This window comes from Ruegeria arenilitoris, assembly GCF_013035315.1.
Taxonomy (GTDB): domain Bacteria; phylum Pseudomonadota; class Alphaproteobacteria; order Rhodobacterales; family Rhodobacteraceae; genus Ruegeria; species Ruegeria arenilitoris_D.
Window position 1 is genome coordinate 234,101 of sequence record NZ_WQHP01000004.1, and the last position, 25,349, is coordinate 259,449.

Here is a 25,349-nt window from a genome sequence, read left to right on the forward strand (position 1 = left end):
CCACAGTTAATGCATCCTATCATCAAACTGGTTTCCCAGCGCCTGGCGCTGGGACTCCTGCTCCTCTTCGGTGCATCGGCTCTGATATTCGGCCTCACCGAAGCCCTGCCCGGCGACGCTGCGCAAGCGGTCCTGGGCCAAGCTGCAACCCCTGAAGCGCTGGCAAACCTGCGCGAAGAAATGGGCCTGAACCGCCCGGCCCTGACCCGCTATTTTGAATGGCTGGGTGGCATCCTGCAGGGCGATCTGGGTCAATCCCTTACAAACAAACTGGATATTGCGGATTCGATCGGCAACCGTCTGGGCAACACTCTGTTTCTGGCGTTCTGGGCCGCAATCGTATCGGTTCCACTTGCCATCTTCCTCGGCCTGCTGGCCGTCCGCTATCGCAATCGCTGGCCGGACAAGCTGATTTCAGCTGTGACCTTGACCACGATCTCCATCCCCGAATTCCTGATCGGTTACGTTCTGGTCTATTTCGTTGCTGTTAAGCTGGGCATGTTCTCGCCTCTGGCGATGATCAACGACAGTATGTCCTTCGGGCAAAAACTGAATTCTATCGCTCTACCGGTCATCGTGCTGACGCTGGTTGTTCTAGCACACATGATGCGCATGACTCGAGCGGCAATCCTGAACGTGATGCAGTCGGCCTATGTCGAAACGGCCGAGTTGAAAGGTCTGAGCAATTTTCAGGTCATCTACCGCCATGCTTTCCCCAACGCGGTTGCGCCTATCGTTAACGTGGTGATGCTGAACCTCGCATACCTGGTTGTCGGCGTCGTCGTGGTTGAGGTGGTGTTCGTTTATCCCGGCATGGGGCAGTACCTGGTGGACCACGTGACCAAGCGTGACGTGCCGGTGGTTCTGGCCTGCGGCGTGATCTTCGCTGCTATCTACATCGGACTGAACATGATTGCAGACATCGTTGCCATTCTGGCCAACCCAAGGCTGAGGCATCCGAAATGAAGAATATCCCAATCTCTGCAATTATCGGGCTGGCCTTCACAGCCCTGTACTTCATCATCGCCATTTTCGCCCCTCTGCTGGCCCCCTATGGCATGGCCGAGGTCGTCGGCGACGTGTGGGAGCCGTCCAGTTCGCAATTCTGGCTGGGCACCGACAACATTGGCCGCGATCTTCTCAGCCGTATGATCTATGGCGGGCGCACGACGATCTTTATTGCCACCGCTGCGACCATCCTCAGCTTTGTAACAGGTTCGATCCTTGGCTTTCTGGCCGCTGTTCTGGGCGGCTGGGCCGATCAGGTCATGTCACGTGCCGTGGATCTGATCATGTCGATCCCGACACTGATCTTTGCGCTTGTGGTTCTGGCAATGGTGCCAGTAACCGTTCCCGTCTTGATCATCGTCATGGGTTTGCTGGACTCAACCCGCGTTTACCGACTGGCCCGTGCCGTGGCCGTGGATATTGCCGTGATGGACTATGTCGAGGCGGCAAAGCTGCGTGGCGAAGGTCAGGTCTGGATCATCTTCCGTGAAATCCTGCCAAACGCTCTGTCTCCGCTGGTTGCGGAATTGGGCCTGCGGTTCATCTTCATGGTTCTGTTCGTCTCAACCCTGTCCTTCCTTGGCCTGGGCGTTCAGCCGCCGCTGGCTGACTGGGGCGGCATCGTGAAGGAAAACAAGGATGGCATCGTCTATGGCATTGGCGCGGCGCTTTACCCCGCTGTGGCTATCGCGACGCTGGCTATCTCGGTCAACCTTGTCGCTGACTGGGTTCTGAACCGTACCACATCGCTGAAAGGAGGTCGGGGATGAGTGATACCCTTCTCAAGGTCCGCGACCTAAAGATTGGCGCGACCGTCTATCCGCCGGGTGAAAAACCCCATGACATCGAAATCGTGCACGGGGTCAGCTTTGACCTCGAGCGCGGCAAGGTGCTGGGCCTGATCGGTGAATCGGGTGCCGGGAAATCCACGATCGGTCTGGCCTCGATGGCCTATGGCCGTGGCGGTGTCAAAATCACCGGCGGCGAGGTCTGGGTCAACGGGCGCGATATCCTGAAAACTTCGCATGGCGATATCCGCAAGCTGCGCGGTGGCGAGGTCACCTATGTGTCCCAATCCGCCGCGGCGTCCTTCAACCCAGCCAAAAAGATCATGGATCAGGTTGTTGAGGCTGCGGTCGAGCAAAAGAAGTTCAGCCGTAAAGAGGCCGAGGGCCGTGCCCGCGAACTGTTCGCCAAACTGGGTCTGCCCGACCCTGACAATATCGGCGACCGTTACCCGCACCAGGTTTCGGGTGGTCAGCTGCAGCGCTGTATGACGGCACTGGCGCTGTGTCCCGAGCCCGATCTGGTGGTGTTCGACGAACCCACCACGGCTTTGGACGTGACCACGCAGATCGACGTTCTCATGGCGATCAAAGAGGCCATCGCCGACACTGGCGTTGCTGCCCTGTACATCACCCACGACCTTGCCGTTGTCGCTCAGGTCAGCGACGACATCATGGTTCTGCGGATGGGCAACACGGTCGAATACGGCACCACCGATCAGATCATCAACAACCCGCAAGAGGAATACACTCAGGCGCTGGTCTCGGTCCGCTCGATCGAACACGAAGAAAAGCAGCCCACACCGGAACCGGTGCTGAGCGTTGACGGCATCACCGCGCGCTATAAGGGGCTGAATTTCGACGTATTGCACAACGTCAATGTCGAGCTTCATCCGGGGCAGACGCTGGCCGTCGTGGGCGAGTCCGGTTCGGGCAAGTCGACGCTGGCACGGGTGATCACCGGCCTGCTGCCTCCGCGCGATGGTGAGATCAATTTCGCCGGGCGCAAGCTCAGCCCTGATCTGGCCGGGCGCACGCGCGAGGACCTGCGCGAGCTGCAAATGATCTATCAGATGGCGGACGTGGCGATGAACCCACGTCAGACCGTCGGTACGATCATCGGTCGTCCGTTGGAGTTCTACTTCAACATGCGCGGGTCCGAAAAACGCAAGCGGATCATCGAACTGTTGGATGAGATTGAGCTGGGCGAAAAGTTCATCGACCGTTATCCGGCGGAACTGTCCGGTGGTCAGAAACAGCGTGTGTGCATCGCGCGGTCGCTGGCGGCCAAGCCCAAGATGATCATCTGCGATGAGGTCACCTCGGCGCTCGATCCTCTTGTTGCGGACGGCATACTCAAGCTGCTGCTGGATCTGCAAAAGATCGAGGATGTGGCCTATCTGTTCATCACTCACGATCTGGCGACGGTGCGCGCGATCAGCGACAGTATCGCGGTGATGTATCAGGGACGCGTGGTCCGCTATGGCCCCAAGTCGCAGGTGCTGAGCCCGCCGTTCGATGACTATACCGATCTACTTCTGAGCTCGGTGCCGGAAATGCACCTGGGCTGGCTGGAAGAGGTCGTCGCCCACCGCAAAATGGAGAGCGCAGGGAACTGATCGCTTCGTGACAGTTCGATGAAATTTCGAAATCCCGGCGCCTTGTTGGATGACAGGTGTCGGGATTTTGCTATTGGGGGCGCGAACGGGCAGGCCTGTTGGTTCGAATCCCCTAGGGTCGCCGCATATCAGAACAAAAGGCCGGAACATGGATCGCAAACTACTTCTCATCATTCTGGACGGCGTTCCGTGGCGCAATTTCCGTCGCTTGTTTGGCAACCTTGAAGGTTGGGTTGACAGCGGCGAGGCGCGGGTCTGGAAAATGCGTGCGGTCCTGCCGTCGACCTCGGCCAGTTGCTATGCCTCGATCCATACCGGCGTCACCCCTCAGGAACACGGCTGCACCGGCAACGGCAACGTATTCCGGCTAGACCACAAAGACGTGTTCAGCCAAGTGCGCGAAGCTGGCGGCGTGACCGGAGCCGTCACCCACAGTTATTGGTCGCAATTCTTCAATCGCCATCCCTTCGATTACGTCCGCGATATCGAGTATGACGAGCCAGAGAGCAAGACGATTAACCACGGCCGTTTCCACACGATGACCGGCTATGGAAAGGCCAACCAGATGACACCGTCCGATGTCGACCTGTACGGCACGCTGACCAACCTGTGTCTGCGGTTTGGGTTGGACTACGGCATTCTGCATACCTGCACGCTGGACAGCATGGGCCATCGGTTCTTCCACGACTGCGAGGAAATGGATCACGCTTGTTTTGTTGCCGACGAAATGCTGGCGCCCTTCATCCCCCGCTGGCGGCAATTGGGGTTTGAGGTGATCGTAACCGCAGATCACGGCCAGGATGAACGCGGTCACCACGGCGGCCGCAGCGCGCTGCAACAGGAGACCGCGCTTTACTACTTTGGCGACGCCGAAGGTCCCGAGGTCGACACGGTGATCGACCAATTGCAACTTGCACCAACGATTCTGGACCGTATGGGTGCACCGATCGCCGAGACGATGAAAGCCCAACCGTTCCTGAAGTAATCAGTCGTAGGGCCAGATGCTCTGGCCTAGCGCCTCGATGGCGACCGAAATCCTCTCAAAGCTGTCTGCGGCGCGCTTCACACTGGTGCGCGCCCGCAGATAACCGTGAACGAGGCCAGGTTCGTTGATCCAATGCGCCTGCCCACCTGCGGCAGTGATCTTGTCGCAATAGCTGGGCCCGTCATCTCGCAGCGGGTCGCAATCCGCAGTCACCACAACGGTCGGCGGCAGGTCCGAGAAATCGGCGTCGTGGAGCGGCGCAAAGGTCGGGTCACTCTCCGGAACATTGCCGCCGCAACGGACTTTCTCATAGAAACGAACTTCGTCCAGTGTCAAAAGCGGCGCGTGGGCATGTTCGACATACGAGCCCTTCGACGTGTCACCGCCCAGTCCAGGATAGATCAGCACCTGCCCAAGAAAATTGTCCAGCCGTCCTCGACCATGATGCGCCACGGCCGCGGCAAGATTTCCACCGGCGCTGTCTCCGGCAAGGACAATCGGATCGCCGAATTCCTGTACGACCCAATTCGTTGCAGTCCAGCTATCCTGAAACTGCGCCGGATGGACATGTTCGGGGCACAGGCGATAATCCACCGCAACAACCCGGTACCCGGTTTGCGCGCAGATCTCAGCGCACACGTCGTCGTGGCTGTCCAGGCCACCAACTACGAAACCGCCCCCGTGGAAATAGACAACGGTTCTGGTGGGGTTTCCTGCGGTGTAGACGCGAACAGGCACGCCATCGGCGTGCCTGTTCTGTGTTTCGACCCCTGGCGGGCGAGGCTGGCGAAAGTCCTTGCACATCGCGTCATACACGCCGCGCTGATCTTCGATCGACAACTCGACCGCATCATCAGGATAGCTTTCAGCCGTTCGTTTTATGAACGCCCAGGTTTCTTCATCAATCAGACGTTCATAATCCATGTCCCCTCCCGGTCAGGCAGCCCATTCCCACGGCCGGGTATACGTTCCCAGCACTTTGCTGACATCGTCCTCGGAGGAACCGTTCGCGTCAAGCTGCGCGACAAGCCCACGTTTCTTGTCGTCGGTCACCGACACCACGCGCGCGCCTAGACCGGCCTCTTCCAACGCACCGTTGTAGATGCGCGTGATGGCCTGTTTACGCAGTTCAGGCTTAAAAACCTTACCAACGGCGGTTTTTGGCAATTCGTCCAGAATGGTCATGTGCTTGGGCTGTGCTGCGCGCTCGTGGACATGCACGCCGCAATATTCCATCAGTTCCTTTTCGGTCACCGAGGCACCATCGACCAGTTCAACAAAGGCACAAGGGACTTCGCCCGCGTAGGGATCCGGTTGCCCGATGGCACCGGCAAAGGCCACAGCATCGTGCCCCAGCAGCGCCTCTTCGATCTCGGCGGGGTCAATGTTGTGACCGCCACGAATGATCAGATCCTTGGCGCGGCCGGTGATCCAAAGATAGCCATCTTCGTCGAACCGACCCAGGTCACCTGTGCGCAGGTACTTGTCGAAATGGTACAGATCAACGTTCTTGTCGGCCTCGGTATAGGTGTTGCCTGCATAAACACCGGGGTTCGAGATACAAATCTCCCCAATCTCGTCCGAGCCGCATTCCTTAGGCCCATCAGGACCATCCAGCAGGATTTTCACGTCGGTGTAGGGGAACGGAATACCGATCGAACCGATCTTCTTTTCGCCATCCACCGGGTTGCAGGACACCAGACAAGTGGCCTCGGTCAGGCCATAGCCTTCGACGATGGTGACACCGGTTGCCTCTTCGAACCGGCGGAACAGTTCCACCGGCAACGGGGCCGAGCCCGAGAAGGCCGTTTTCACGCTTGAGATATCTGCGTCTACCGGGCGCTGCATCTTGGCGGCGATTGCGGTTGGAACAGTGATGATAAACGTCACTTTCCAGCGTTCGATCAGCTTCCAGAAATTGTCGAACACACCATCGCCGCGATACCCCGCAGGTGTCGGGAAGACCACGTGCGCGCCTGAGGAAACCGCAGCCATCATGATCACGTGGACTGCGAATACGTGGAACATCGGCAGCGGGCACATTATCACGTCTTCGTCCGAGAACAGGAGCGTGTGGCCAAGCCAACCATTGTAGATCAGGCCCGAGTATTTGTGCTGCGCGACTTTCGGCATACCGGTCGTCCCGCCGGTATGGAAGTAGCAGGCAACGCGATCTTCCTTGCTGTCCTCAAACGTCAGCGTCGTTGGCTGTTTAGCCAGCTCTTTGTTGAAATTCTTGTAGTCTGCGTGGGCCAGTTTCTCCTTGTCGCCCATCTTTGGGCGCAGGAACGGCACCAGCCAAGACTTTGGCGGCGTCAGGTAGCGGTTGAGGTCAATCTCGAGGATGGTTTTGACATTTGGCGCATGCCGCACCGCCTCTTCGACCTTCTGAGCCACATCCGTTTTCGGGAAGGACTTGAGCGTCACGACCACTTTGGCCCCGGTCTCGCGCAGGATTGCGGCGATCTGTTCGGGCTCTAGCAGCGGGTTGATCGGGTTCACGATACCGGCGACCGCGCCGCCCATCATCGTGACCAGTGTCTCGTTACAGTTTGGCAGCACATAAGCTACCACGTCTTTTTCACCGATGCCCAATGACCGGAACAGGTTTGCGGCCTGATTGACCTTGCCCAGCAGCTGCGACCACGTCAGCGTCTCGGCCTTGTCCGTCGCACCGGACAACAGCTGAAAACTGACCGCATTACTGTTTGGGAATTTGCCCGCCGTACGCGACAGCAACTGGTGGAATGTGACCGGAACATCCCGATCTTCCCACGACATTTCCTGCTCAATCCTCGCCTTGTCTTCCAAACCCACAAAGGCCATGTGGCTCCTCCCTGTTCTTCTCCCACGTCTCGCGCGGTTGTCTCCTCAAGCAAGATGGGATCAAAACCGCGCAGGTGCAAGCGACGGGTTAGTGGTGCGATGGCCGATTTTGTAGTGTTACGCAGCGACGCGCGGCGATTTCCCTCGCGTAAGCTTATTCTGCCGCAACGCCGTCGGTGAATTGCAGGCGCGCGAGACGGGCATAAAGACCATCCTGATCTACCAGATCCTCATGCGTGCCCTGCGCCACGATCTGCCCGACTTCCATAACCACAATCCGGTCTGCCTTTTTCACGGTCGCAAGACGGTGGGCCACGATCAGGGTGGTGCGCCCTGCCCGCATCTGGTCTACGGCGCCTTGTACAGCCCGTTCGCTTTCAGCGTCCAATGCCGAGGTTGCCTCGTCCAGCAGCAGAACCGGCGCGTCGCGCAGAATGGCGCGGGCAATGGCGATCCGCTGTTTCTGACCGCCCGACAACATCACGCCGCGTTCACCGACAAAGCTGTCATACCCTTCGGGCAGCTTCGAGATGAACTCATGCGCTGCCGCGGCGCGCGCAGCAGCCTCGACCTCGGCATCGGTTGCATCCAGACGTCCGAACCGAATGTTCTCACGAGCCGACGCAGCAAAGATGATCGGGTCCTGCGGCACCAAAGCCATGTGTTGGCGGAAATCTGACCGGTCCAGATCGCGCAGGTCGACACCATCCAGGCTGACATGGCCACTATCAGGATCGTAGAACCGCTGGATCATCTGGATGACCGTCGTTTTACCGGCACCGGACGGGCCGACAAAGGCGACGGTTTCACCAGGTTTGATCGACAGGCTCAGCTGGTCCAAGGCGACGACATCTGGCCGGGCCGGGTAGCGGAAAGTGACATTGTCGAACCGAATTTCGCCGCGCACAGGCGACGGCAGCGATGCCGCTTTTGCCGGGTCGGTTACTGTATCCTCGGCATTCAGCAACTCGACCAATCGTTCGGTCGCACCCGCTGCGCGTTGCAATTCGCTCCAGATCTCGGACAGGGCGGCGACCGAACCGGCCATGATGATCGAGTAGATCACGAACTGGATCAGAACGCCTTCGGTCATGACCCCGTCGCGGACATCATTTGCGCCCATCCAGAGCACGCCGACGATCCCGGAAAAAACCAAGAAGATCACGATCACAGTCAGCACAGCACGGGTCTGAATACGCCGCAGCGAGACGATGTACGAGGTCTCGGTCATATCGCTGAACTGCTTGCGGCTGGCCTGCTCATGGGTAAAGGCTTGGACGGTCTGCACCGCGCCCAAAGCCTCGCCCGCATTGCCGGAGGAGGCTGCGATCCAATCCTGGTTCTCCCGGCTGATCACGCGAAGGCGGCGGCCGAGAACCAGAATTGGGACAACCACGACCGGGATCAGCAATAGCACCATTCCGGTCAGTTTGGCCGAGGTCAGCAGCATCAAAACCAGCCCGCCGACAAACATGAGCAGATTGCGCAGCGCGATCGAGACTGACGATCCCAGAACCGACTGAATCAGTGTGGTGTCAGTCGTAATCCGGCTAAGCACTTCGCCGGTCATGATCCGTTCATAGAACTCAGGGCTCATCCCAATTACGCGGTCGAACACGGCTTTGCGAATGTCAGCAACGACGCGCTCTCCCAGCCGGGTGACGAGGGCATAGCGGATCCCCGTCCCCACTGCCAAAACGGCGGCAATGACCAGGGCTGCAAGGAAGTACCAATCCAGCAGCTCGCCATCCTCGATGCGAAAGTTATCGACAACGCGGCGCACTGCCAGTGGCAAAGTCAGCGTCATGCTGGCCGTCAAAACCAGCGCCAACGTCGCGCCGATCATCAGCATGCGATAAGGCTTCATGAACGGCCAAAGAGAGGACAAAACGCCAATTTTTCGCGATCCCGCGCGCTCTTCCGTCGCGCCGGGTGCAGGTTTACCCTTGGAGTTGGCTGAGGCAGAGTTCGCCATTTTCGGCCCTTACGTCGTGTTCGCACTAAAGTTCCCGCTTCTTGGCGACCGTCGCCAGCGGGGTCAAGAACCACAATATACACCCCTTACAAAAAGGGCCATTTGACGCAGAATTTGGGGGGCTGACTTGGAGCGGGCGGCGGGAATCGAACCCGCTTCATCAGCTTGGAAGGCTGAGGTAATAGCCAGTATACGACGCCCGCTCAGCGTTGGCTGGTTTATGCGATGCGTCAGATGCCGTCAAGCGCCGTTCGAAAGCAGATTTCAAATTCATTGCAGCCACAAGTTTCAAACTGTCATGCGCGCTGCCCCTTGAATTCGCCAAGTTGCGCGGGATGATTGGTTGCCCTGCGACCGAATGGCACCTCATCGTGATTTTCAAACCAATTTCAGCGCTGATACATTGATTTCTATACCAAAAACCGAAAGCGAGTTTGAACACCCCGGACCCGTCCTAAATCCTTCATGCAACCGTTACGAACCTGTCACAAAGAGTCCCTAAGTCGCGTTCACCAAATTCACTCAGACAGCCAGGAGCTATCCATGAAAGACGTTGATTCGACCAACCTGTCCGCCGACGATTGGGACGAGCTGCACTTCCCCCGCCCCGAGGAAAACGACTTTGACCGCGTTGTCGAAAGCGCAATTTCCCGCCGTGGGTTCCTGGGTGGCGTTCTGGCGTTTGGCTCGGGCGCGGCCGTGATGGGCACTGGCCTACTCAGCTCGACTTCGGCGCAGGCCGCAGAAGCGTCGCGCTTTGCCTTCAAGCCGATCGCTGCACAAACCGACGGCACGGTGCATGTTCCTGAAGGATACGAATGGAAAGTCATGACGCGCTGGGGCGATCCGCTGTTCTCGGACGCGGACGGCTATGACATCACCGAGGGTGGCCCGGTCGAAAAATCGGACCGTATCTTTGGTGAAAATACCGATGGCATGGAGACATTCTCGTTCCAAGGTCACGAGCTGATCGCGATCAACCACGAGTATCCGAACCGCAAGATCAACATGCCGGCTGCGCAGGAAGGTGTACCCGCCAACGCTGATGATGTCCTGAAACTGCAGAACATTCAGGGTGTTACCGTGATGGAAATCACCGAAGGCACAGACGGCTGGTCGGTTGTCAAAGACAGCCCCTTCAACCGCCGCATTCACCACAACACTCCGATGAAAATCGTGGGTCCTGCCGCGGGTCACGACCTGCTGAAGACCGAGGCTGATCCGACCGGCACCGCGTCTCTGGGCACCATGAACAACTGTGGTGCGGGCAAAACGCCCTGGGGCACGTATCTGACCTGCGAAGAAAACTTTAACGGCTACTTCGGCTCGTCGGACGAAAACGCCAGCTACGAGCAAGCGGTTGCAGACGGCTTCAAGCGCTACGGCGTCAAAGCCGAAAGCTGGAACGGGTACGAACTGTTCGATCCGCGTTTCGACACGTCGAAAAACCCCAACGAACCGCACCGCGCGGGCTGGATCGTTGAAATCGACCCGACCAAACCGGACAGCACTCCGGTCAAGCACACCGGTCTGGGCCGTTTCAAGCACGAGAATGCCGAGGTGACCCTGGCTGCTGATGGCCGCGTGGTTGTCTACATGGGCGATGATGAGCGGGGCGAGTATCTGTACAAGTTCGTCTCGAACGGCACCTACCAGCCGGGCGGCGAAACCGAGAGCCTGCTGAACGACGGAACGCTTTATGTCGCCAAGTTCAACGACGACGCCACTGGCGAATGGCTGGCTCTGACCCCGGAAACCACCGGCATGGAAGCAGCTGAGATTTCGATTTTCACCCGTATGGCGGCCTCCAAGGTCGGCGGCACCACCATGGACCGCCCCGAGTGGGTGGCATCCAGCCCTGTTGCGGTTGAGGCCTATTGCTGCCTGACCAACAACAAGAACCGCGGCGTAAAGCCGAATGCTGGCGGTGATGACACGTCTGTCAACGGCCCGAACCCGCGCGAGGCCAATAAGTACGGCCAGATCGTGCGCTGGCGCCCGGCCAATGACGACCACGCCGCCGAAGGGTTCGACTGGGATCTGTACGTCATGGCAGGCAACCCGACCGTGCACTCGGATGCCCGCGCCGGATCAGCGAATGTGAACGAGGGTAACCTGTTCAACTCGCCCGATGGCATGGTCATCGACTCGACCGGCCTGATCTGGATCCAGACAGACGGCAATGACGACAACGAGGAAGACTTCGCAGGAAGCGGCAACAACCAGATGCTGGTTGGCGATCCGATCACCGGCGAGATTGCGCGCTTCATGACCGGCCCGAACGGCTGTGAAGTCACCGGCCTGGCCTGGTCCAGCGACCTGCGCACCATGTTTGTCGGAATTCAGCACCCCGGCAGCAACTGGCCCGATGGTGGTACGCCGCGTTCGTCGGTGATCGCCATCAAGCGCGCCGATAACGGTCTGGTCGGTTAAGCCGAACCAAAACGAAACGCCCCCGGCCTTTATGGTTTCGGGGGCGTTTTGCGTTTCAGATTTCCTCGCCGGGCAATGCCAGCGGCCCGCCCTTTGCCATCAGGTGGCGTTCGGAAAGCCACGGGTTCAATTCCAAAGCCTGAGAGAGAGCCTCGCGCGCTTCATCAATGCGCTGAAGGCCCAGCAAGGTCAGTGCGCGACCACTGATCGCTGCCACATGATTGGGTGACAGTTCGATCGCCTTCTCCAGATCAGGCAGGGCAGATTGGAAATCCTGCCGCAGGTAGTGGGCAAAGGCCCGTTGGTTGTACCCTTCGGCATAGGTTGGGCAATAGGCGATCAGTTTGTCAAAATCCTCGATCGCCCCCAACAGGTCCCATGCGTTCCGGCGTGTCATTCCCCGATCCAGCACCGCCTGAGCCTGCTCGTCCGGGGCATCGGTCCAAAACTCCCACAATTGACCAGATAAGGCACGCGCGTCCTGTTCGGAATTGGCCGATTGGATTTGCGCCAAGACCGCAGACACATCTGCGGTATGATCGGGTGATACGGGGCAGTCCTGAGCATGGGCCGCAAACGCGGTCAGCACACAAAAGACATGGGCATAAGCTAAGCGTTTCATACGCCAATGGTGACCCGTGGAGGGCGTTCGTCAACCTATCGTATCCAAAGCACCGGACACGCCGGTTTCCTTCACGGCCTCCATCGCCACGAAGGTAGAGGTGCTGGCGACATGCGGCAGGGATGAGATTTTCTCGGCCAGTACCGCACGATATTCCGACATCGAACCGGTGCGGATCTTCAAAAGATAGTCGAAATTTGACGCGATCATATGAGCTTGCTCGATTTCCGGTACTTTGCGAACGGCGGCGTTGAACTCGGCCAACGCCTTTTCACGCGTGTCGGTCAGGCGGACCTCAACAAAGGCAACGTGATCCAGCCCAAGGCGAATGGGGTCCAGCATGGCCCGGTATCCAGTAATGATCCCATCGGCCTCAAGACGCTTGACCCGCGCTTGCGTCGGGGACTTGGACAGCCCGATACGCCTTGCAAGGTCCGCGACGGGGATGCGGCCATCCTCTGCCAGAATAGTCAGAATTGACCTGTCGAACCGGTCTAACTCCGGAAAGTCTTTTTGCATCGTTTGCGCCCCAAAATTCAGGCTGAACGCCTATCATTCTCCTAATTTAAGTCCATCGACCCGGAAAATCGACACTATATTACTCAAAAGACCGGAGGATTTATGTCACACAGCCTGCGCACCCATATCGATGGCCAAACCTATGCAGATCAATCTGCCGTCCTTGATGCACTGATCCTGCAAGCTGATCTGAGTGATACCAGTCGCGCCGCAATCTGCGCGGCGGCGGCGCAATTGGTGCGGGACATCCGGTCCAGCACCTCGCCGGGAATGATGGAGGTCTTTCTGGCCGAATACGGCCTGTCCACAGACGAAGGGGTCGCGCTGATGTGCTTGGCCGAAGCACTGCTGCGGGTTCCTGATGCCGATACGATCGACGCGCTGATCGAAGATAAGATCGCGCCGTCCGACTGGGGGAAACACCTTGGGCAATCGTCGTCCTCTTTGGTCAATGCATCCACCTGGGCGCTGATGCTGACTGGCAAAGTGCTCGACGAAGACAAGACCTCTCCGGTTGGTGTCTTGCGCGGTGCAATCAAGCGGCTGGGCGAACCGGTGATCCGCACCGCCGTCGGGCGCGCGATGAAAGAAATGGGTCGCCAGTTCGTGCTAGGCGAAACGATTCAGTCCGCCATGGACCGCGCCAGCGGGATGGAGGCCAAGGGCTACACTTATTCCTATGACATGCTGGGCGAAGCCGCCCGGACCGAAGCAGATGCCGCGCGTTATCACCTGTCTTACTCGCGGGCGATTGCGGCCATTGCCGAGGCCTGCACCCACGATGACATCCGCGCCAATCCGGGGATTTCCGTAAAGCTGTCGGCACTGCATCCACGCTATGAGCTAGCGCAGGAAGACCGTGTGATGGACGAACTGGTGCCGCGGCTGCGCGCACTGGCCCTGCTGGCCAAAGCGGCGGGTATGGGCCTGAACGTGGACGCCGAAGAGGCCGACCGACTATCGTTGTCCCTGCAGGTCGTTGAGGCGGTAATGACCGAGCCTGCTCTGACCGGCTGGGACGGTTTGGGCATTGTGGTTCAGGCCTATGGTCCGCGTGCCGGGGTTGTTCTGGATACGTTGTATGAAATGGCTGAACGTCACGACCGCAAACTGATGGTTCGGCTGGTGAAAGGTGCCTATTGGGATACCGAGATCAAGCGCGCCCAGGTCGAGGGCGTCGATGGCTTCCCCGTGTTCACCCGAAAGGCCGCGACGGATATCTCGTACATCGCCAATGCCCGCAAACTGCTGGGCATGACGGACCGGATTTATCCGCAATTCGCCACTCATAACGCGCATACCGTCAGTGCGATCCTGAATATGGCGGATGACCAGCCATACGAATTCCAACGCCTGCACGGCATGGGCGAGACCTTGCATCAACTGGTCAAAGATCAAAACAACACGCGCTGCCGGATTTATGCTCCGGTCGGGGCGCATCGGGATCTGCTGGCCTATCTTGTGCGGCGATTGCTCGAGAACGGGGCGAACTCGTCCTTCGTGAACCAAATCGTGGATGAGACAGTTCCGCCAGAGGACGTTGCGGCAGATCCGTTCCTGACCCTGAAGGAGCAGACCCGGCCCCTGCCAACTGGCCCAGACCTGTTCCAGCCGGAAAGAAAGAACTCTAAAGGGTTCGATCTGCACCATACTCCGACGCTGGACAGAATCGATGCCGCGCGGGATGCGTTTCGGGCGCACCATTGGTATGCACAGCCGTTATTGTCCGGCGATGCAAACCCAGAACAGGATCAAGCCGTTACCAACCCTGCGCAACCGCAGGACCGTCCTGGCGCTGTCGCCCCGGCCAGTGCCGCAGACGTGGAGCTTGCGCTGGCGACTGCCTCTCCATGGCAAACACCACAAGCAGATCGATCCCGCATCCTGAACGCGGCGGCCGATCTGTATGAGGCACATTTTGGCGAACTATTCGCCTTGCTCGCGCGCGAGGCAGGAAAATCCGTTCCCGACGCAGTGGCTGAGCTGCGCGAGGCGGTCGATTTCCTGCGCTACTACGCGGCGAATATCCCCGAGGCCGAACCGGCAGGCATCTTCACCTGCATCAGCCCGTGGAACTTTCCATTGGCGATTTTCACAGGGCAAATCTCTGCTGCTTTAGCCACTGGAAATGCGGTTCTTGCGAAACCCGCGCCACAAACGCCCCTGATCGCTCACCGAGCCGTCCAACTCTTGCATGAAGCTGGTGTCCCCCGCGACACGCTGCAGCTGCTGCCCGGGGGCCCTGCAGTCGGCGCTGCGCTGACATCAGACCCGCGCGTCTCGGGCGTGGCCTTCACCGGGTCCACTGCGACCGCAATGAAAATCCGCGCAGCGATGGCCGACAACATGCGCCCCGGCACGCCGCTGATCGCCGAGACCGGCGGTTTGAACGCGATGATCGTGGACAGCACCGCCTTGCCCGAACAAGCCGTTCAGTCGATCATTGAAAGTGCGTTTCAGTCAGCCGGGCAACGCTGCTCAGCCTTGCGCTGTCTCTATGTACAAGAGGACGTCGCCGATGACCTGCTCACCATGCTCACCGGTGCGATGGAGGTCCTGCAGCTGGGCGATCCGTGGTTGATCTCAACCGATTGCGGCCCGGTCATCGACGAGGCCGCGCGGCAAGGTATCGCAGATCACATCGCAAAGGCGCGGACCGAGGGGCGCGTGCTGAAAGAGATGCCCACACCGCCCGACGGGACGTTCATTGCGCCGACCTTGATCGAAATTCCCGGAATCGCGGCGCTGGAGCGTGAGATTTTCGGGCCGGTTCTGCACGTCGCGCGGTTCCAAGCCTCTGACATCGATCAGGTCATCGCGGACATCAACGCAACCGGGTACGGATTGACCTTTGGCCTGCACACGCGGATCGACGATCGCGTTCAGCACATCACCGAAGCGGTGCATGCTGGCAATATCTACGTCAATCGTAACCAGATCGGAGCAATTGTGGGGTCTCAACCCTTTGGGGGCGAAGGTCTGTCAGGCACCGGCCCCAAGGCGGGCGGACCGAACTACATGACCCGATTCTGCGCCCACAACCGGCAGCAGGTCGACGCGCAATGGGACAACACCATGAGCGAATTGCCAGATGCTCAGGGGTCGCCGGCGCCCACGCAAACCAAATCCCTGCCCGGCCCGACTGGGGAATCCAACCGGTTGAGCGAGTTTCCCCGTGCCCCGTTGCTGTGCATGGGCCCCGGCCCTGATGCGGCGCGCGCGCAAGCCCAAGCCGTTGAGACCTTGGGCGGCGCTGCCATTCAGGCAACCGGCACTTTGGATTTGCACCGTCTTGAGAACGTGGTCGGAATCTCGGGCGTTCTTTGGTGGGGAGACGAAGATACAGCAGCGGAGATCGAACGCCATCTGGCCCGCCGCGCCGGTCCGATCCTGCCGCTGATCCCCGGCCTGCCTGACCGTAGCCGTGTGCTAGGTGAACGCCACGTCTGCGTTGATACCACAGCCGCGGGCGGTAACGCCGCTTTGTTGGGTGGTGCGGCGTAAGCATACCTTGACGCTGGGCCGGGAAAAGCCCAGCGTCCCCCCATGTTTCCGATCCGTGACCATAACCCTTCCGGGCGCACACCTTACGTTGTCTATCTGTTGATGGCGGCCAATATCCTGATTTTCCTCAGCTATGTGGGGATCATGCATGATGCCCGGCTGATCAATCAGCTGTACTACGACTACGCAGTCATCCCTGCGCGCATTACGGACGGGTTCGCGTTCGATACTCTGGTCACCTCGATGTTCCTGCATGGTGGCTGGATGCATTTGGCCGGAAACATGCTGTTCCTCTGGATCTTCGGCGACAACCTTGAAGATGAGATGGGTCACCTGCCCTTTCTTCTGTTTTACCTCGTGGCCGGAGTGGGTGCAGGCCTAATCCACGTCATGACAGCCCCGGACTCAGTTGTGCCGACGATTGGAGCCTCTGGCGCGATTGCAGGGGTCATGGGCGGCTACCTGTTGCTGTTTCCTAAGGCCCGCGTCGATATCCTGCTGATCCTGATCGTCTATTTCCGCATTTTCACGATCCCGGCTTTTGTCATGCTGGGGCTTTGGCTTGCCATCCAGTTCTTTGGAAGTTTGGCCAGCAACCCTGACGAAGGCGGGGTGGCCTACTGGGCCCATACGGGCGGATTTTTTGTTGGGCTTGTCTTGTGCATCCCACTTTGGCTGCGGCGCGGCGGCACCGGGTTTTGGAGCCGCACGCACGGCCATCCGCCGCATCCTGAGAAAAAATACAACCTCTCTCAGTCCCGTATTCCACGTATCCCCCGGAGATAAACTGACCTTATCGGGTCGGGTTGTGACCTCCGCTGAGCTGCGTGATTTCAAGCGCCGCCGCCAGAACCAATTCGCCAAGCTCGGGAGCTCGATCCGTGCCAAACCGTGCTGTCGGGCCCGAGACGGAAATCCCCGCGCATGGCTCGCCCCGGTCGTTGAAAATCGCAGCACCAATGCAGGACATGCCTTCGTACCGTTCTTCGCTGTCATGCGACCAACCACGTGTGCGTGTCTCGGCCAGGTCTTTCTGTAGCCCCTCACCGGGCGTGAGCGTACTTGCGGTAAACGCAACGGGACTCGCCGCACCAAGCGTCTTGGCCAGCGCCGTTTCGCTCAACGCCGCGAGGATCGCTTTGCCGGTGCCAGAGGCATACATTGGTGTTCGCGCGCCCGGCGGAAAAAAAGCGCGGATCGGATTTGGCGTCTCGACCTGCCCGACAAAGACCACCTCTGCCCCGTCTGGCACGGCGAGGTTGGCGGTTTCGCCGCTATCCTGCATCAGACGCCGCAGGATTGGCCGACCAATCTCAATGACGCTATTGCGGCGCAGAAAGGACGCGCCCGTCCGGTAAGCCTCGATCCCGATCATCCATTCCTGACGCTCGTCGTCAAAAGCCACGAAGCCGTGCTTCTGCAAGGTCGTCAGTATGCGGTGTGTGGTGGCCGTTGGCACATCGACCTCGCGCGCCAGATCGCTCAGCGCTGCGCGCTCTAACCGCGCGACCGAGGTCAATACGCCCAGTGCCCGGTCCAGCGACTGCATGGTCCCGGCCGAGCTTTCCTTGAATAGCGATTTAGGCCTGCCGCGCGGCCTTTTCTGAGTGTTCATTCTTTGCTTCGCCTTCTTTTGCTCCGACTCTTTTTGAACCGCCAAATTTGGCAAAACAAAAATGAAAAACGGAAAATGTCATAAAAACAGTGCTTTGATTATTTAATCGCAAAAATGAAAATATTTTTCAATAAAATTGCGTAAAGGGAGGTTTTCCCGGACACTTGTCTCCAAAGCGGAGGAACAAGTGATGTCCAACCAAAACCCAGTTTTTATTCCGGGCCCGACGAACATCCCGGATCGGTTGCGTCTGGCGATGCAAGTCCAGACGCAGGATCACCGCGCGCCGGACTTTGTTGAGACGTTTGCGCCTGTTTTGGAGGACACCAAGCGCGTGTTTGGCACCACCTCGGGTCAAGTCATTACCTTTCCGGCCAGCGGCACGGGCGGGTGGGAGGCTGCGGTGACCAATACGCTCAGTCCCGGCGACAGGGTACTGGTTGCGCGTTATGGCATGTTCAGCCACCGCTGGATCGACCTGTGCCAACGGCACGGGCTGGATGTTCAGATCATCGACTGCCCATGGGGCAGCGGCGCACCGGCAGACAAGTTTGCCGAGGCTCTGGCCGCTGACAAGGCCCATGAGATCAAGGCGGTTCTGGTCACCCATAACGAGACGGCAACCGGCGTGCGCTCGGATATTGCAGCCGTGCGCCAGGCGATGGATGCCAGCGCCCATCCGGCGATGCTGTTTGTGGATTGCGTCAGTTCTCTGGCCTCGATGCCGTTTGAATTTGATGACTGGGGCGTGGATATCGCAGTTTCCGGCTCGCAGAAGGGCTTTATGCTGGCCACCGGCATGGCGATCCTGTGCGTCAGCCCCAAGGCACTGACGGCGATGGAGAGCGCCCAGCTGCCGCGCACCTTCTTTGACTTCCGCGACATGATGAACGCGAACGCCTCGGGCGGCTTTCCCTATACCCCGCCGCTGCAACTGATCTACGGCATGGGCGAAAGCCTGAAGATGCTGTTCGAGGAAGGGCTCGACAATGTCTATGCCCGCCATTTCCGTCTGGCCGAGGGCGTGCGCAAAGCCACCGCCGCCTGGGGGCTGGAGCTGGTGGCGCAGTCGCCGGATCTCTACTCGGACACGGTCAGCGCGATCTATGTGCCCGAAGGCTTCGACAGCAATGCGCTGACAGATCACGCGTTCAACGCCTATGGCGTCAGCTTTGGCATCGGGCTGGGTGAGATGAATGGCAAGGCCTTCCGCATCGGCCATCTGGGCAGCCTGACGGATGTGATGGTTCTGTCCGGCCTTGCGACGATCGAAATGGCCATGGCCGATCTGGATTACCCGATCGAGCTGGGCAGCGGTGTCGCGGCAGCGCAGGAGTATTTCCGCGCGGGCCATGCCGCCCCCATGCAATCCGCAGCGTAAGGAGGCCCTGATGTTGGATTCAATGACCACAGCCGATTGCCTGACCCTCGCCGATATGCGCGAGGCGCATGAGCGGATCAAACCGCATATCAACCGCACCCCGGTGTTGCGGTCCGACTATCTGGACGATCTGACCGGCGCCCAACTGTTCTTCAAATGCGAGAACTTCCAGGAGGCCGGTGCCTTCAAGGTGCGCGGGGCCTGCAATTCGGTCTTTGGCCTGAATGAAGAGGCCGCCGAGCGCGGCGTTTGCACCCATTCCAGCGGCAACCATGCGCTCAGCCTGTCTTATGCTGCTGGTCGCCGGGGCATCCCCTGCAACGTGGTGATGCCACGTACGGCCCCGCAGGCCAAGAAGGACGCGGTGCGCCGTTATGGCGGGATCATCACCGAATGCGAGCCCTCGACCACCTCGCGCGAGGCGGTGTTTGCCGAAGTGCAGGCCCGCACGGGCGGCGAGTTCGTGCACCCCTATAACGACCCGCGCGTGATTGCGGGGCAGGCAACCTGCTCGGCGGAACTGCTGGAGCAGACCGATGGGTTGGACGCAGTGGTTGCACCGATTGGCGGCGGCGGCATGATCTCGGGCACCTGCCTGACCCTTTCGAACCTCGCGCCCGAGGTGCAGATCTATGCCTCGGAACCGGAACAGGCAGATGATGCCTATCGCAGCTTCAAGGCCGGTCACATCATCGCCGATGACGCGCCGGTCACCATCGCTGACGGGCTGAAAGTGCCGCTGAAGGAAAACACCTGGCACTTTGTGTCGAACTTCGTGAGCGACATCCACACCGCCAGCGAAGACGAGATCATCGCCGCGATGAAGACCACCTGGAAACACCTGCGCATCGTGATGGAGCCCAGCTGCGCCGTGCCGCTGGCCACCATTCTGAAGCACTCCGAGGTGTTCAAAGGCAAACGCGTCGGCGTGGTCATCACTGGCGGCAATGTGGATCTGGACAAACTGCCCTGGATCAAGGGCTGAGGAGGAAGAGAGATGAATATGCCTGTGAATATTGATCAGCTTGAGGTCGGCTACGACATCCCCGCCGCCATCGGCATGGACGCATCCGAGATCCAGACTCCGGCGCTGGTGCTGGATCTGGACGCGCTGGAGCGCAATATCGAGAAGATGGGCGACTACGCCAAGGCCCACGGCATGCGCCACCGGGTGCATGGCAAGATGCACAAATCCGTCGACGTGGCGCAGTTGCAGGTCGAGCTGGGCGGGGCCTGTGGCGTTTGCTGTCAGAAGGTCTCGGAGGCCGAGGTGTTTGCCCGCGGTGGCATCAAGGACGTGCTTGTGTCCAATCAGGTGCGCGACCCGGCCAAGATCGACCGGCTGGCGCGCATGCCCAAGCTGGGCGCGCGCACGATCTGCTGTGTTGACGATATCGCCAACGTCGCTGATCTGTCCGAGGCCGCGCAGCGCCACGGCACCCAGATCGAATGTCTGGTCGAGATCGACTGCGGCGCGGGCCGCTGCGGTGTGACCACCACACCCGAGGTCATTGCCATCGCCAAGGCCATCGACGCGGCGCCGGGGCTCAAGTTCGCGGGCATCCAGGCCTATCAGGGCGCGATGCAGCACATGGACTTGTACGAAGACCGCAAAGCCAAGATCGACATCGCCGTGGCACAGGTCAAAGACGCCGTCGACGGGCTCAAGGCCGAAGGGCTGGACTGCGACATTGTCGGCGGTGGCGGCACCGGATCTTATTACTTCGAGAGCACCTCGGGCGTGTACAACGAACTGCAATGCGGCTCTTACGCCTTTATGGATGCCGATTATGGCCGCATCCTCGATGAGAACGGCAACCGCATCGACCGCGGCGAATGGGAGAACGCCTTCTTCATCCTCACCAGCGTCATGAGCCACGCCAAGGCCGACAAGGCCATCGTGGACGCCGGCCTCAAGGCCCAGTCGGTCGACAGCGGCTTGCCGGTGATCTTCGGGCGCACGGATGTGGAATACGTCAAATGTTCCGACGAGCACGGCGTGGTGGCCGACCCGGATGGTGTTCTCAAGGTCAATGACAAGCTGCATCTGGTGCCGGGCCACTGTGACCCGACCGCCAATGTGCATGATTGGTATGTGGGTGTTCGGAACGGCAAGGTCGAAGCGCTTTGGCCGGTCTCTGCCCGCGGCAAGGCCTACTAAGCCGCCGCACATGCGTCCTGGGCGGCAGTTCTCCCTTCCCCTGCCGCCCGGACCTGCACCCCAGAGCTTAAGGAAAAGGTCATGAAAGATATGACAGACAAACCCCTGCTGATCGTCGGAGAAGACCTCTGCCAGCAACTGGTTGGCCGCGCCGAGGCGTTTGACGCGGTGCAGGACGTCTTTGCCGCCATGGCGCGTGGCGACGCCTATAACTTCCCGGTCATTCGTGAGGCCATCGGCTATGCCGACGCTTTGTACGGCTTCAAATCCGGCTTTGACCGCGCCGGTCAGGTGCTGGGCGTCAAATCCGGCGGCTACTGGCCCGGCAACATGGACAAGGGCCTGACCAATCACCAGTCCACCGTCTTCCTGTTCGACCCCGATACCGGGCGTCTCTCGGCACTGGTCGGCGGCAATTACCTGACCGCCGTACGCACCGCCGCGTCCTCGGCTGTGTCGATTGCCCATCTGGCCCGCACCGACGCCAAGGTTCTGGGCATGGTCGGCGCAGGCCACCAATCCGCCTTCCAGCTGCGCGCCGCTGCCGAGCAGCGCGACTTTGAAAAAGTCGTCGCCTGGAACCCGCATCCCGACATGCTGCCCCGTCTGGGTGCGGTCGCCAACGAGATCGGTCTGGAGTTCGAACCCGTCACCCAGGAAGAACTGGGCGCGCAGGCCGATGTCATCATCACCATCACCTCGGCCTTTGAACCGCTGCTGATGAAAGACTGGATCAAACCCGGCACCCATCTGGCCTGCATGGGCACTGATACGAAGGGCAAGATGGAAGTCGACCCGGCACTGGTCGCCTCGGCCACCGTGTTCACGGATGAGGTCGCCCAATCCATCACCATCGGAGAGGCCCAGCACGCCATTGCAAACGGCGCCCTCACCGAGACCCAAATCACCCCCATCGGCGCCGTCATCAATGGCGACCATCCGGGCCGCACCAGCGCCGAGGAAATCACCCTCTTCGACGGAACAGGCGTCGGACTACAAGACCTCGCCGTTGCACACGTCGCCGCTCGAATGGCCGATGAGAATGGGCTGGCCGAAACGGCCATACTCTGAAACGAAAAAGCGCGCCTAAATCGGGGCGCGCTTACTCAATCGGTCGGTCGAGGTTTCAGCCCCGGATCACTTTGGCGAATTGGTCAAAGATCGGCTCGTTCGAGCAGATCACTTCGCCATCTTCCAGCACGTTGCCTTCGGGGTTCAGTGCCTGAACAAAGCCACCCGCCTCTTTCACGATGATAATCCCGGCGGCGAGGTCCCAAGCATTCAGGCGGCGCTCCCAGAACCCTTCGTAGCGGCCAGCGGCCACGTAAGCCATGTCCAGAGCAGCCGCTCCCCAGCGGCGCACACCAGCACAGGCGGGCATCAGACGCGCCAGATCCTGCAGCGTGGCGGGCAGGTCCGAGCGACCACCAAACGGCAGACCGGTCGAGAAAATCGACTCGATCATGCGGTGACGGCCCGAAACCCGGATACGAGTGTCGTTCATCCAAGCGCCCTCGCCTTTCTCGGCAAAGAACATCTCATCCTTGGCGGCGTCATAGATCACACCGGCGACGATCTTGCCCTTGTGTTCCAGAGCGATCGAGATCGCCCAATGCGGCAGACCGTGCAGGAAGTTCGTGGTACCGTCCAGCGGGTCAACGATCCAACGGCGGGTTGGGTCTTCGCCGTCAATCGCACCACCTTCCTCGGCCAGCCAGCCATAGGTCGGACGTGCGCCCAGCAGTTCCTCTTTCAGGATCGCCTCGGCAGCAATGTCAGCTTTGGAGACAAAGTCGCCCGCACCCTTCATCGACACCTGAAGGTTCTCGACTTCACGAAAATCCTTGACCAAAGAACGCCCCGCTTTGCGCGCGGCTTTGATCATGATGTTGAGGTTTGCACTGCCAACCATTGTCCAAAGGCTCCTGTCCGGTCAAACCGCGCGTATACTGATGCAAAGCGCCCTTGCCAAGAGGAATGATGCGCATAGCAGACCCGCGTTTTGCGCCTATTGCTGTTGCAGCTTGCGCGCCTCGGTTCCGGCCAGTTGGATCAACTCTTGCATATAGGGTTTTTCAAGGTCCTCGGTCCGCACCGCCGCGTAGAGCCTGCGAGTGATCCCGTCTTTGGTCAGAGGGCGGGTGACGTAGTCCGAGTTGTACTTGACCTCACGCACAACCCAGTCGGGCAGAACGGACACGCCGCGGTTCGACGCCACCAGCAACAGGATCACAGCCGTCAGCTCGACCTGACGGATCGCTGCCGGTTCGACCCGCGCAGGGATCAGCAACTGACTGAAAATATCCAAACGCGTGCGTTCGACCGGGTAAGTGATCAGGGTTTGACCCCGGAAATCCTCAGCCTCGATGAACTCTTTCTGGGCCAGCGGGTGCGATGAGGCCGCGACGAACACGGCGTCATAATCAAAAAGCTCGATAAACTCGATGCCCGGCAAATCCTCGGGGTCGGACGAGACGACCAGATCGACCTCTTCCTTCTGCAAGGCTGGCAGGGCGTCAAACGCCAAACCGGGACGGATATCGACATCGACGTCCCCCCAGGATTTCCTGAAAGATTCAAGCACGGGGAACAGCCATTCGAAACAGGCATGGCATTCGATAGCGATGTGCATTCGTCCCGTACGCCCATCGCGCAGGGACGAGAATTCCTGCTGCGTGGCCTCGACTTGCGGCAAAATCTGTTCGGCCAGCCGCAGCAGGCGCAACCCAGCTGCCGACAGCTTCATCGGCTTGGACCGACGCAAGAACAACTCAACGCCCGCTTGATCCTCCAATCCTTTGATCTGATGGCTCAGCGCGGACTGGGTGATATTCAGCTGGTCCGCCGCACGGGCAAGACCACCGCATTCATGGATCGCCTTGATCGTGCGCAGGTGACGGAATTCGATGTGCATTGAAGCAGGACTCATGTTGTTCTTGAATATTATGAGTTTGTCTCACATGACCCGAAGTGGCACAAGGTCCGAGACGCAAGTTTATGAGGCCGAGATGACCAAGCCAGAAATTTCATTCGAGTTCTTTCCGCCCAAAACCCTCGAAGCCTCTTTCCGCCTATGGGATACGGTTCAGACGCTGGCACCGCTGGATCCGCGCTTTGTCTCGGTGACTTATGGCGCGGGCGGAACGACACGGGAACTGACGCGCGACGCTGTTGCGACGCTGCACAAATCCTCGGGCCTGCCGGTCGCTGCGCATTTGACGTGCGTCGATGCCTCACGCCAGGAAACGCTGGAAATCGCGGATACCTTCGCTCGCGCCGGCGTCCAGGACATTGTGGCCCTTCGGGGCGATCCGCCGAAGGGTCACGACCGTTTTGAGCCTCACCCCGAAGGTTTTGCCAACTCGGTCGAATTGATTGAAGCCCTGGCGGAAACCGAGATGTTCAGCATCCGCGTCGGCGCCTATCCGGATATTCACCCCGAAGCACCCAATGCACGGTCTGATGTTGATTGGCTGAAGGCCAAGTTGGAAGCAGGTGCAGACGAAGCTTTGACCCAGTTTTTCTTTGAAGCCGAAACGTTCTTCCGGTTCCGCGACGCCTGCGAAAAGGCTGGTATCGACAAGCCCATCGTTCCCGGAATTTTACCGATTGAGAACTGGAAAGGCGCCCGGAACTTTGCCAAACGTTGCGGCACGCATATCCCTGACTGGGTTGAGCACGCGTTTGAAAAGGCCATCCGTGACGACCGCGAAGACTTGCTTGCGACGGCCCTGTGCACCGAACTGTGTTCGGACCTGATCGACGGCGGCGTGGACAAGCTGCATTTCTACACGTTGAACCGCCCCGAGCTGACGCGCGACGTGTGTTTTGCCCTTGGCATCACACCCAAAGCCGAGCTGCAAAATGTGGCCTGAATAGGTCGGGGGCGCGTCGTTGCCACATGCGCGCCTCAGAC

Annotated in this window: 20 protein-coding genes and 1 tRNA gene; 12 read left to right on the forward strand and 9 right to left on the reverse strand. The window is 59.6% G+C overall.

The genetic code is table 11. The annotated features are described in order from the left end of the window. The first annotated feature begins 9 nt into the window (after nt 1–9). The 4 genes from GOV53_RS10930 to GOV53_RS10945 all read left to right on the forward strand — a co-directional run bounded on the left by GOV53_RS10930 (nt 10) and on the right by GOV53_RS10945 (nt 4,397). Nucleotides 10–966 carry an ABC transporter permease gene (locus GOV53_RS10930; protein WP_170466523.1) on the forward strand — a complete coding sequence of 319 codons (957 nt, stop codon included), beginning with the start codon at nt 10–12 and terminating at the stop codon, nt 964–966. Continuing rightward, nucleotides 963–1,778 carry an ABC transporter permease gene (locus tag GOV53_RS10935; RefSeq protein WP_170466526.1) on the forward strand — a complete coding sequence of 272 codons (816 nt, stop codon included), beginning with the start codon at nt 963–965 and terminating at the stop codon, nt 1,776–1,778. The genes GOV53_RS10930 and GOV53_RS10935 overlap by 4 nt, the downstream gene beginning before the upstream one ends. Further along, on the forward strand, nt 1,775–3,412 hold the full coding sequence (locus tag GOV53_RS10940) for an ABC transporter ATP-binding protein (RefSeq protein ID WP_170422951.1): 1,638 nt from the start codon (nt 1,775–1,777) through the stop codon (nt 3,410–3,412). The genes GOV53_RS10935 and GOV53_RS10940 overlap by 4 nt, the downstream gene beginning before the upstream one ends. Nucleotides 3,413–3,560: 148 nt before the next feature. Further along, nucleotides 3,561–4,397, forward strand: a complete 837-nt coding sequence (locus tag GOV53_RS10945) for an alkaline phosphatase family protein (protein ID WP_170466529.1) — start codon at nt 3,561–3,563, stop codon at nt 4,395–4,397. On the opposite strand, the gene GOV53_RS10950 is transcribed toward GOV53_RS10945, so the two are convergent. The 4 genes from GOV53_RS10950 to GOV53_RS10965 form a co-directional block, all read right to left on the reverse strand. Next, nucleotides 4,398–5,321: an alpha/beta hydrolase gene (locus GOV53_RS10950; protein WP_170466532.1), complete on the reverse strand. Its 924-nt coding sequence runs from the start codon at nt 5,319–5,321 to the stop codon at nt 4,398–4,400. A 12-nt stretch (nt 5,322–5,333) separates the two neighbouring features. After that, complete coding sequence (locus tag GOV53_RS10955; protein ID WP_170466535.1) at nt 5,334–7,223, reverse strand: acyl-CoA synthetase; 1,890 nt, start codon at nt 7,221–7,223, stop codon at nt 5,334–5,336. Nucleotides 7,224–7,377: 154 nt separating this feature from the next. After that, nucleotides 7,378–9,198 (reverse strand): ABC transporter transmembrane domain-containing protein, encoded by a 1,821-nt coding sequence (locus tag GOV53_RS10960; protein WP_170466539.1) that lies wholly within the window; start codon nt 9,196–9,198, stop codon nt 7,378–7,380. A gap of 128 nt (nt 9,199–9,326) precedes the next feature. Beyond that, nucleotides 9,327–9,401: transfer RNA gene (locus tag GOV53_RS10965), tRNA-Gly, on the reverse strand. A gap of 340 nt (nt 9,402–9,741) precedes the next feature. On the opposite strand from GOV53_RS10965, the gene GOV53_RS10970 reads away from it, so the two are divergent. Further along, nucleotides 9,742–11,631: a PhoX family protein gene (locus GOV53_RS10970; protein ID WP_170466542.1), complete on the forward strand. Its 1,890-nt coding sequence runs from the start codon at nt 9,742–9,744 to the stop codon at nt 11,629–11,631. A gap of 55 nt (nt 11,632–11,686) precedes the next feature. Here GOV53_RS10970 and GOV53_RS10975 read toward each other — a convergent pair whose 3' ends face one another. Beyond that, nucleotides 11,687–12,253, reverse strand: a complete 567-nt coding sequence (locus tag GOV53_RS10975) for a tetratricopeptide repeat protein (protein WP_170466545.1) — start codon at nt 12,251–12,253, stop codon at nt 11,687–11,689. A 30-nt stretch (nt 12,254–12,283) separates the two neighbouring features. Beyond that, nucleotides 12,284–12,772, reverse strand: a complete 489-nt coding sequence (locus tag GOV53_RS10980; protein ID WP_170466548.1) for an Lrp/AsnC family transcriptional regulator — start codon at nt 12,770–12,772, stop codon at nt 12,284–12,286. A gap of 102 nt (nt 12,773–12,874) precedes the next feature. Between GOV53_RS10980 and putA the strand changes: the two genes are divergently transcribed. Both putA and GOV53_RS10990 read left to right on the forward strand, forming a co-directional pair. Beyond that, a complete protein-coding gene (gene putA / locus GOV53_RS10985) occupies nt 12,875–16,276 on the forward strand; it encodes a bifunctional proline dehydrogenase/L-glutamate gamma-semialdehyde dehydrogenase PutA (protein WP_170466551.1) in 3,402 nt (1,133 codons plus the stop codon). Nucleotides 16,277–16,318: 42 nt separating this feature from the next. After that, entirely contained in the window at nt 16,319–17,062 is a 744-nt protein-coding gene (locus tag GOV53_RS10990) for a rhomboid family intramembrane serine protease (RefSeq protein WP_170466554.1), read from the forward strand. A gap of 7 nt (nt 17,063–17,069) precedes the next feature. Here the strand turns inward: GOV53_RS10990 and GOV53_RS10995 are convergent, their stop codons facing one another. Further along, a complete protein-coding gene (locus GOV53_RS10995; protein ID WP_170466557.1) occupies nt 17,070–17,891 on the reverse strand; it encodes an IclR family transcriptional regulator in 822 nt (273 codons plus the stop codon). Nucleotides 17,892–18,081: 190 nt separating this feature from the next. On the opposite strand from GOV53_RS10995, the gene bhcA reads away from it, so the two are divergent. From bhcA to bhcD, 4 genes are all read left to right on the forward strand, one after another. After that, nucleotides 18,082–19,272 (forward strand): L-aspartate--glyoxylate aminotransferase BhcA, encoded by a 1,191-nt coding sequence (gene bhcA, locus GOV53_RS11000; RefSeq protein WP_170466560.1) that lies wholly within the window; start codon nt 18,082–18,084, stop codon nt 19,270–19,272. A gap of 10 nt (nt 19,273–19,282) precedes the next feature. Then, a complete protein-coding gene (gene bhcB, locus GOV53_RS11005) occupies nt 19,283–20,257 on the forward strand; it encodes a beta-hydroxyaspartate dehydratase BhcB (RefSeq protein WP_170466563.1) in 975 nt (324 codons plus the stop codon). 12 nt (nt 20,258–20,269) lie between these two features. Beyond that, nucleotides 20,270–21,433: a 3-hydroxy-D-aspartate aldolase BhcC gene (bhcC, locus tag GOV53_RS11010; protein WP_170466566.1), complete on the forward strand. Its 1,164-nt coding sequence runs from the start codon at nt 20,270–20,272 to the stop codon at nt 21,431–21,433. Nucleotides 21,434–21,514: 81 nt separating this feature from the next. Continuing rightward, complete coding sequence (bhcD, locus tag GOV53_RS11015; protein WP_170466569.1) at nt 21,515–22,504, forward strand: iminosuccinate reductase BhcD; 990 nt, start codon at nt 21,515–21,517, stop codon at nt 22,502–22,504. 55 nt (nt 22,505–22,559) lie between these two features. Here bhcD and GOV53_RS11020 read toward each other — a convergent pair whose 3' ends face one another. Both GOV53_RS11020 and GOV53_RS11025 read right to left on the reverse strand, forming a co-directional pair. Further along, on the reverse strand, nt 22,560–23,345 hold the full coding sequence (locus tag GOV53_RS11020; RefSeq protein WP_170466571.1) for an inositol monophosphatase family protein: 786 nt from the start codon (nt 23,343–23,345) through the stop codon (nt 22,560–22,562). A 96-nt stretch (nt 23,346–23,441) separates the two neighbouring features. Further along, on the reverse strand, nt 23,442–24,347 hold the full coding sequence (locus tag GOV53_RS11025; RefSeq protein ID WP_170466573.1) for a LysR family transcriptional regulator: 906 nt from the start codon (nt 24,345–24,347) through the stop codon (nt 23,442–23,444). Between the two features lie 94 nt (nt 24,348–24,441). Between GOV53_RS11025 and metF the strand changes: the two genes are divergently transcribed. After that, nucleotides 24,442–25,308 carry a methylenetetrahydrofolate reductase [NAD(P)H] gene (gene metF, locus GOV53_RS11030; RefSeq protein WP_170466576.1) on the forward strand — a complete coding sequence of 289 codons (867 nt, stop codon included), beginning with the start codon at nt 24,442–24,444 and terminating at the stop codon, nt 25,306–25,308. Nucleotides 25,309–25,349 lie beyond the last annotated feature (41 nt).

Excerpts from the sequence above, each read along its gene's own strand:
- GOV53_RS10930 (WP_170466523.1), top strand. The coding sequence starts at position 10 with ATGCATCCTATCATCAAACTGGTTTCCCAGCGCCTGGCGCTGGGACTC.
- GOV53_RS10935 (WP_170466526.1), top strand. The coding sequence starts at position 963 with ATGAAGAATATCCCAATCTCTGCAATTATCGGGCTGGCCTTCACAGCC.
- GOV53_RS10940 (WP_170422951.1), top strand. The coding sequence starts at position 1,775 with ATGAGTGATACCCTTCTCAAGGTCCGCGACCTAAAGATTGGCGCGACC.
- GOV53_RS10945 (WP_170466529.1), top strand. The coding sequence starts at position 3,561 with ATGGATCGCAAACTACTTCTCATCATTCTGGACGGCGTTCCGTGGCGC.
- GOV53_RS10950 (WP_170466532.1), bottom strand. The coding sequence starts at position 5,321 with ATGGATTATGAACGTCTGATTGATGAAGAAACCTGGGCGTTCATAAAA.
- GOV53_RS10955 (WP_170466535.1), bottom strand. The coding sequence starts at position 7,223 with ATGGCCTTTGTGGGTTTGGAAGACAAGGCGAGGATTGAGCAGGAAATG.
- GOV53_RS10960 (WP_170466539.1), bottom strand. The coding sequence starts at position 9,198 with ATGGCGAACTCTGCCTCAGCCAACTCCAAGGGTAAACCTGCACCCGGC.
- GOV53_RS10970 (WP_170466542.1), top strand. The coding sequence starts at position 9,742 with ATGAAAGACGTTGATTCGACCAACCTGTCCGCCGACGATTGGGACGAG.
- GOV53_RS10975 (WP_170466545.1), bottom strand. The coding sequence starts at position 12,253 with ATGAAACGCTTAGCTTATGCCCATGTCTTTTGTGTGCTGACCGCGTTT.
- GOV53_RS10980 (WP_170466548.1), bottom strand. The coding sequence starts at position 12,772 with ATGCAAAAAGACTTTCCGGAGTTAGACCGGTTCGACAGGTCAATTCTG.
- putA (WP_170466551.1), top strand. The coding sequence starts at position 12,875 with ATGTCACACAGCCTGCGCACCCATATCGATGGCCAAACCTATGCAGAT.
- GOV53_RS10990 (WP_170466554.1), top strand. The coding sequence starts at position 16,319 with ATGTTTCCGATCCGTGACCATAACCCTTCCGGGCGCACACCTTACGTT.
- GOV53_RS10995 (WP_170466557.1), bottom strand. The coding sequence starts at position 17,891 with ATGAACACTCAGAAAAGGCCGCGCGGCAGGCCTAAATCGCTATTCAAG.
- bhcA (WP_170466560.1), top strand. The coding sequence starts at position 18,082 with ATGTCCAACCAAAACCCAGTTTTTATTCCGGGCCCGACGAACATCCCG.
- bhcB (WP_170466563.1), top strand. The coding sequence starts at position 19,283 with ATGTTGGATTCAATGACCACAGCCGATTGCCTGACCCTCGCCGATATG.
- bhcC (WP_170466566.1), top strand. The coding sequence starts at position 20,270 with ATGAATATGCCTGTGAATATTGATCAGCTTGAGGTCGGCTACGACATC.
- bhcD (WP_170466569.1), top strand. The coding sequence starts at position 21,515 with ATGAAAGATATGACAGACAAACCCCTGCTGATCGTCGGAGAAGACCTC.
- GOV53_RS11020 (WP_170466571.1), bottom strand. The coding sequence starts at position 23,345 with ATGGTTGGCAGTGCAAACCTCAACATCATGATCAAAGCCGCGCGCAAA.
- GOV53_RS11025 (WP_170466573.1), bottom strand. The coding sequence starts at position 24,347 with ATGCACATCGAATTCCGTCACCTGCGCACGATCAAGGCGATCCATGAA.
- metF (WP_170466576.1), top strand. The coding sequence starts at position 24,442 with ATGACCAAGCCAGAAATTTCATTCGAGTTCTTTCCGCCCAAAACCCTC.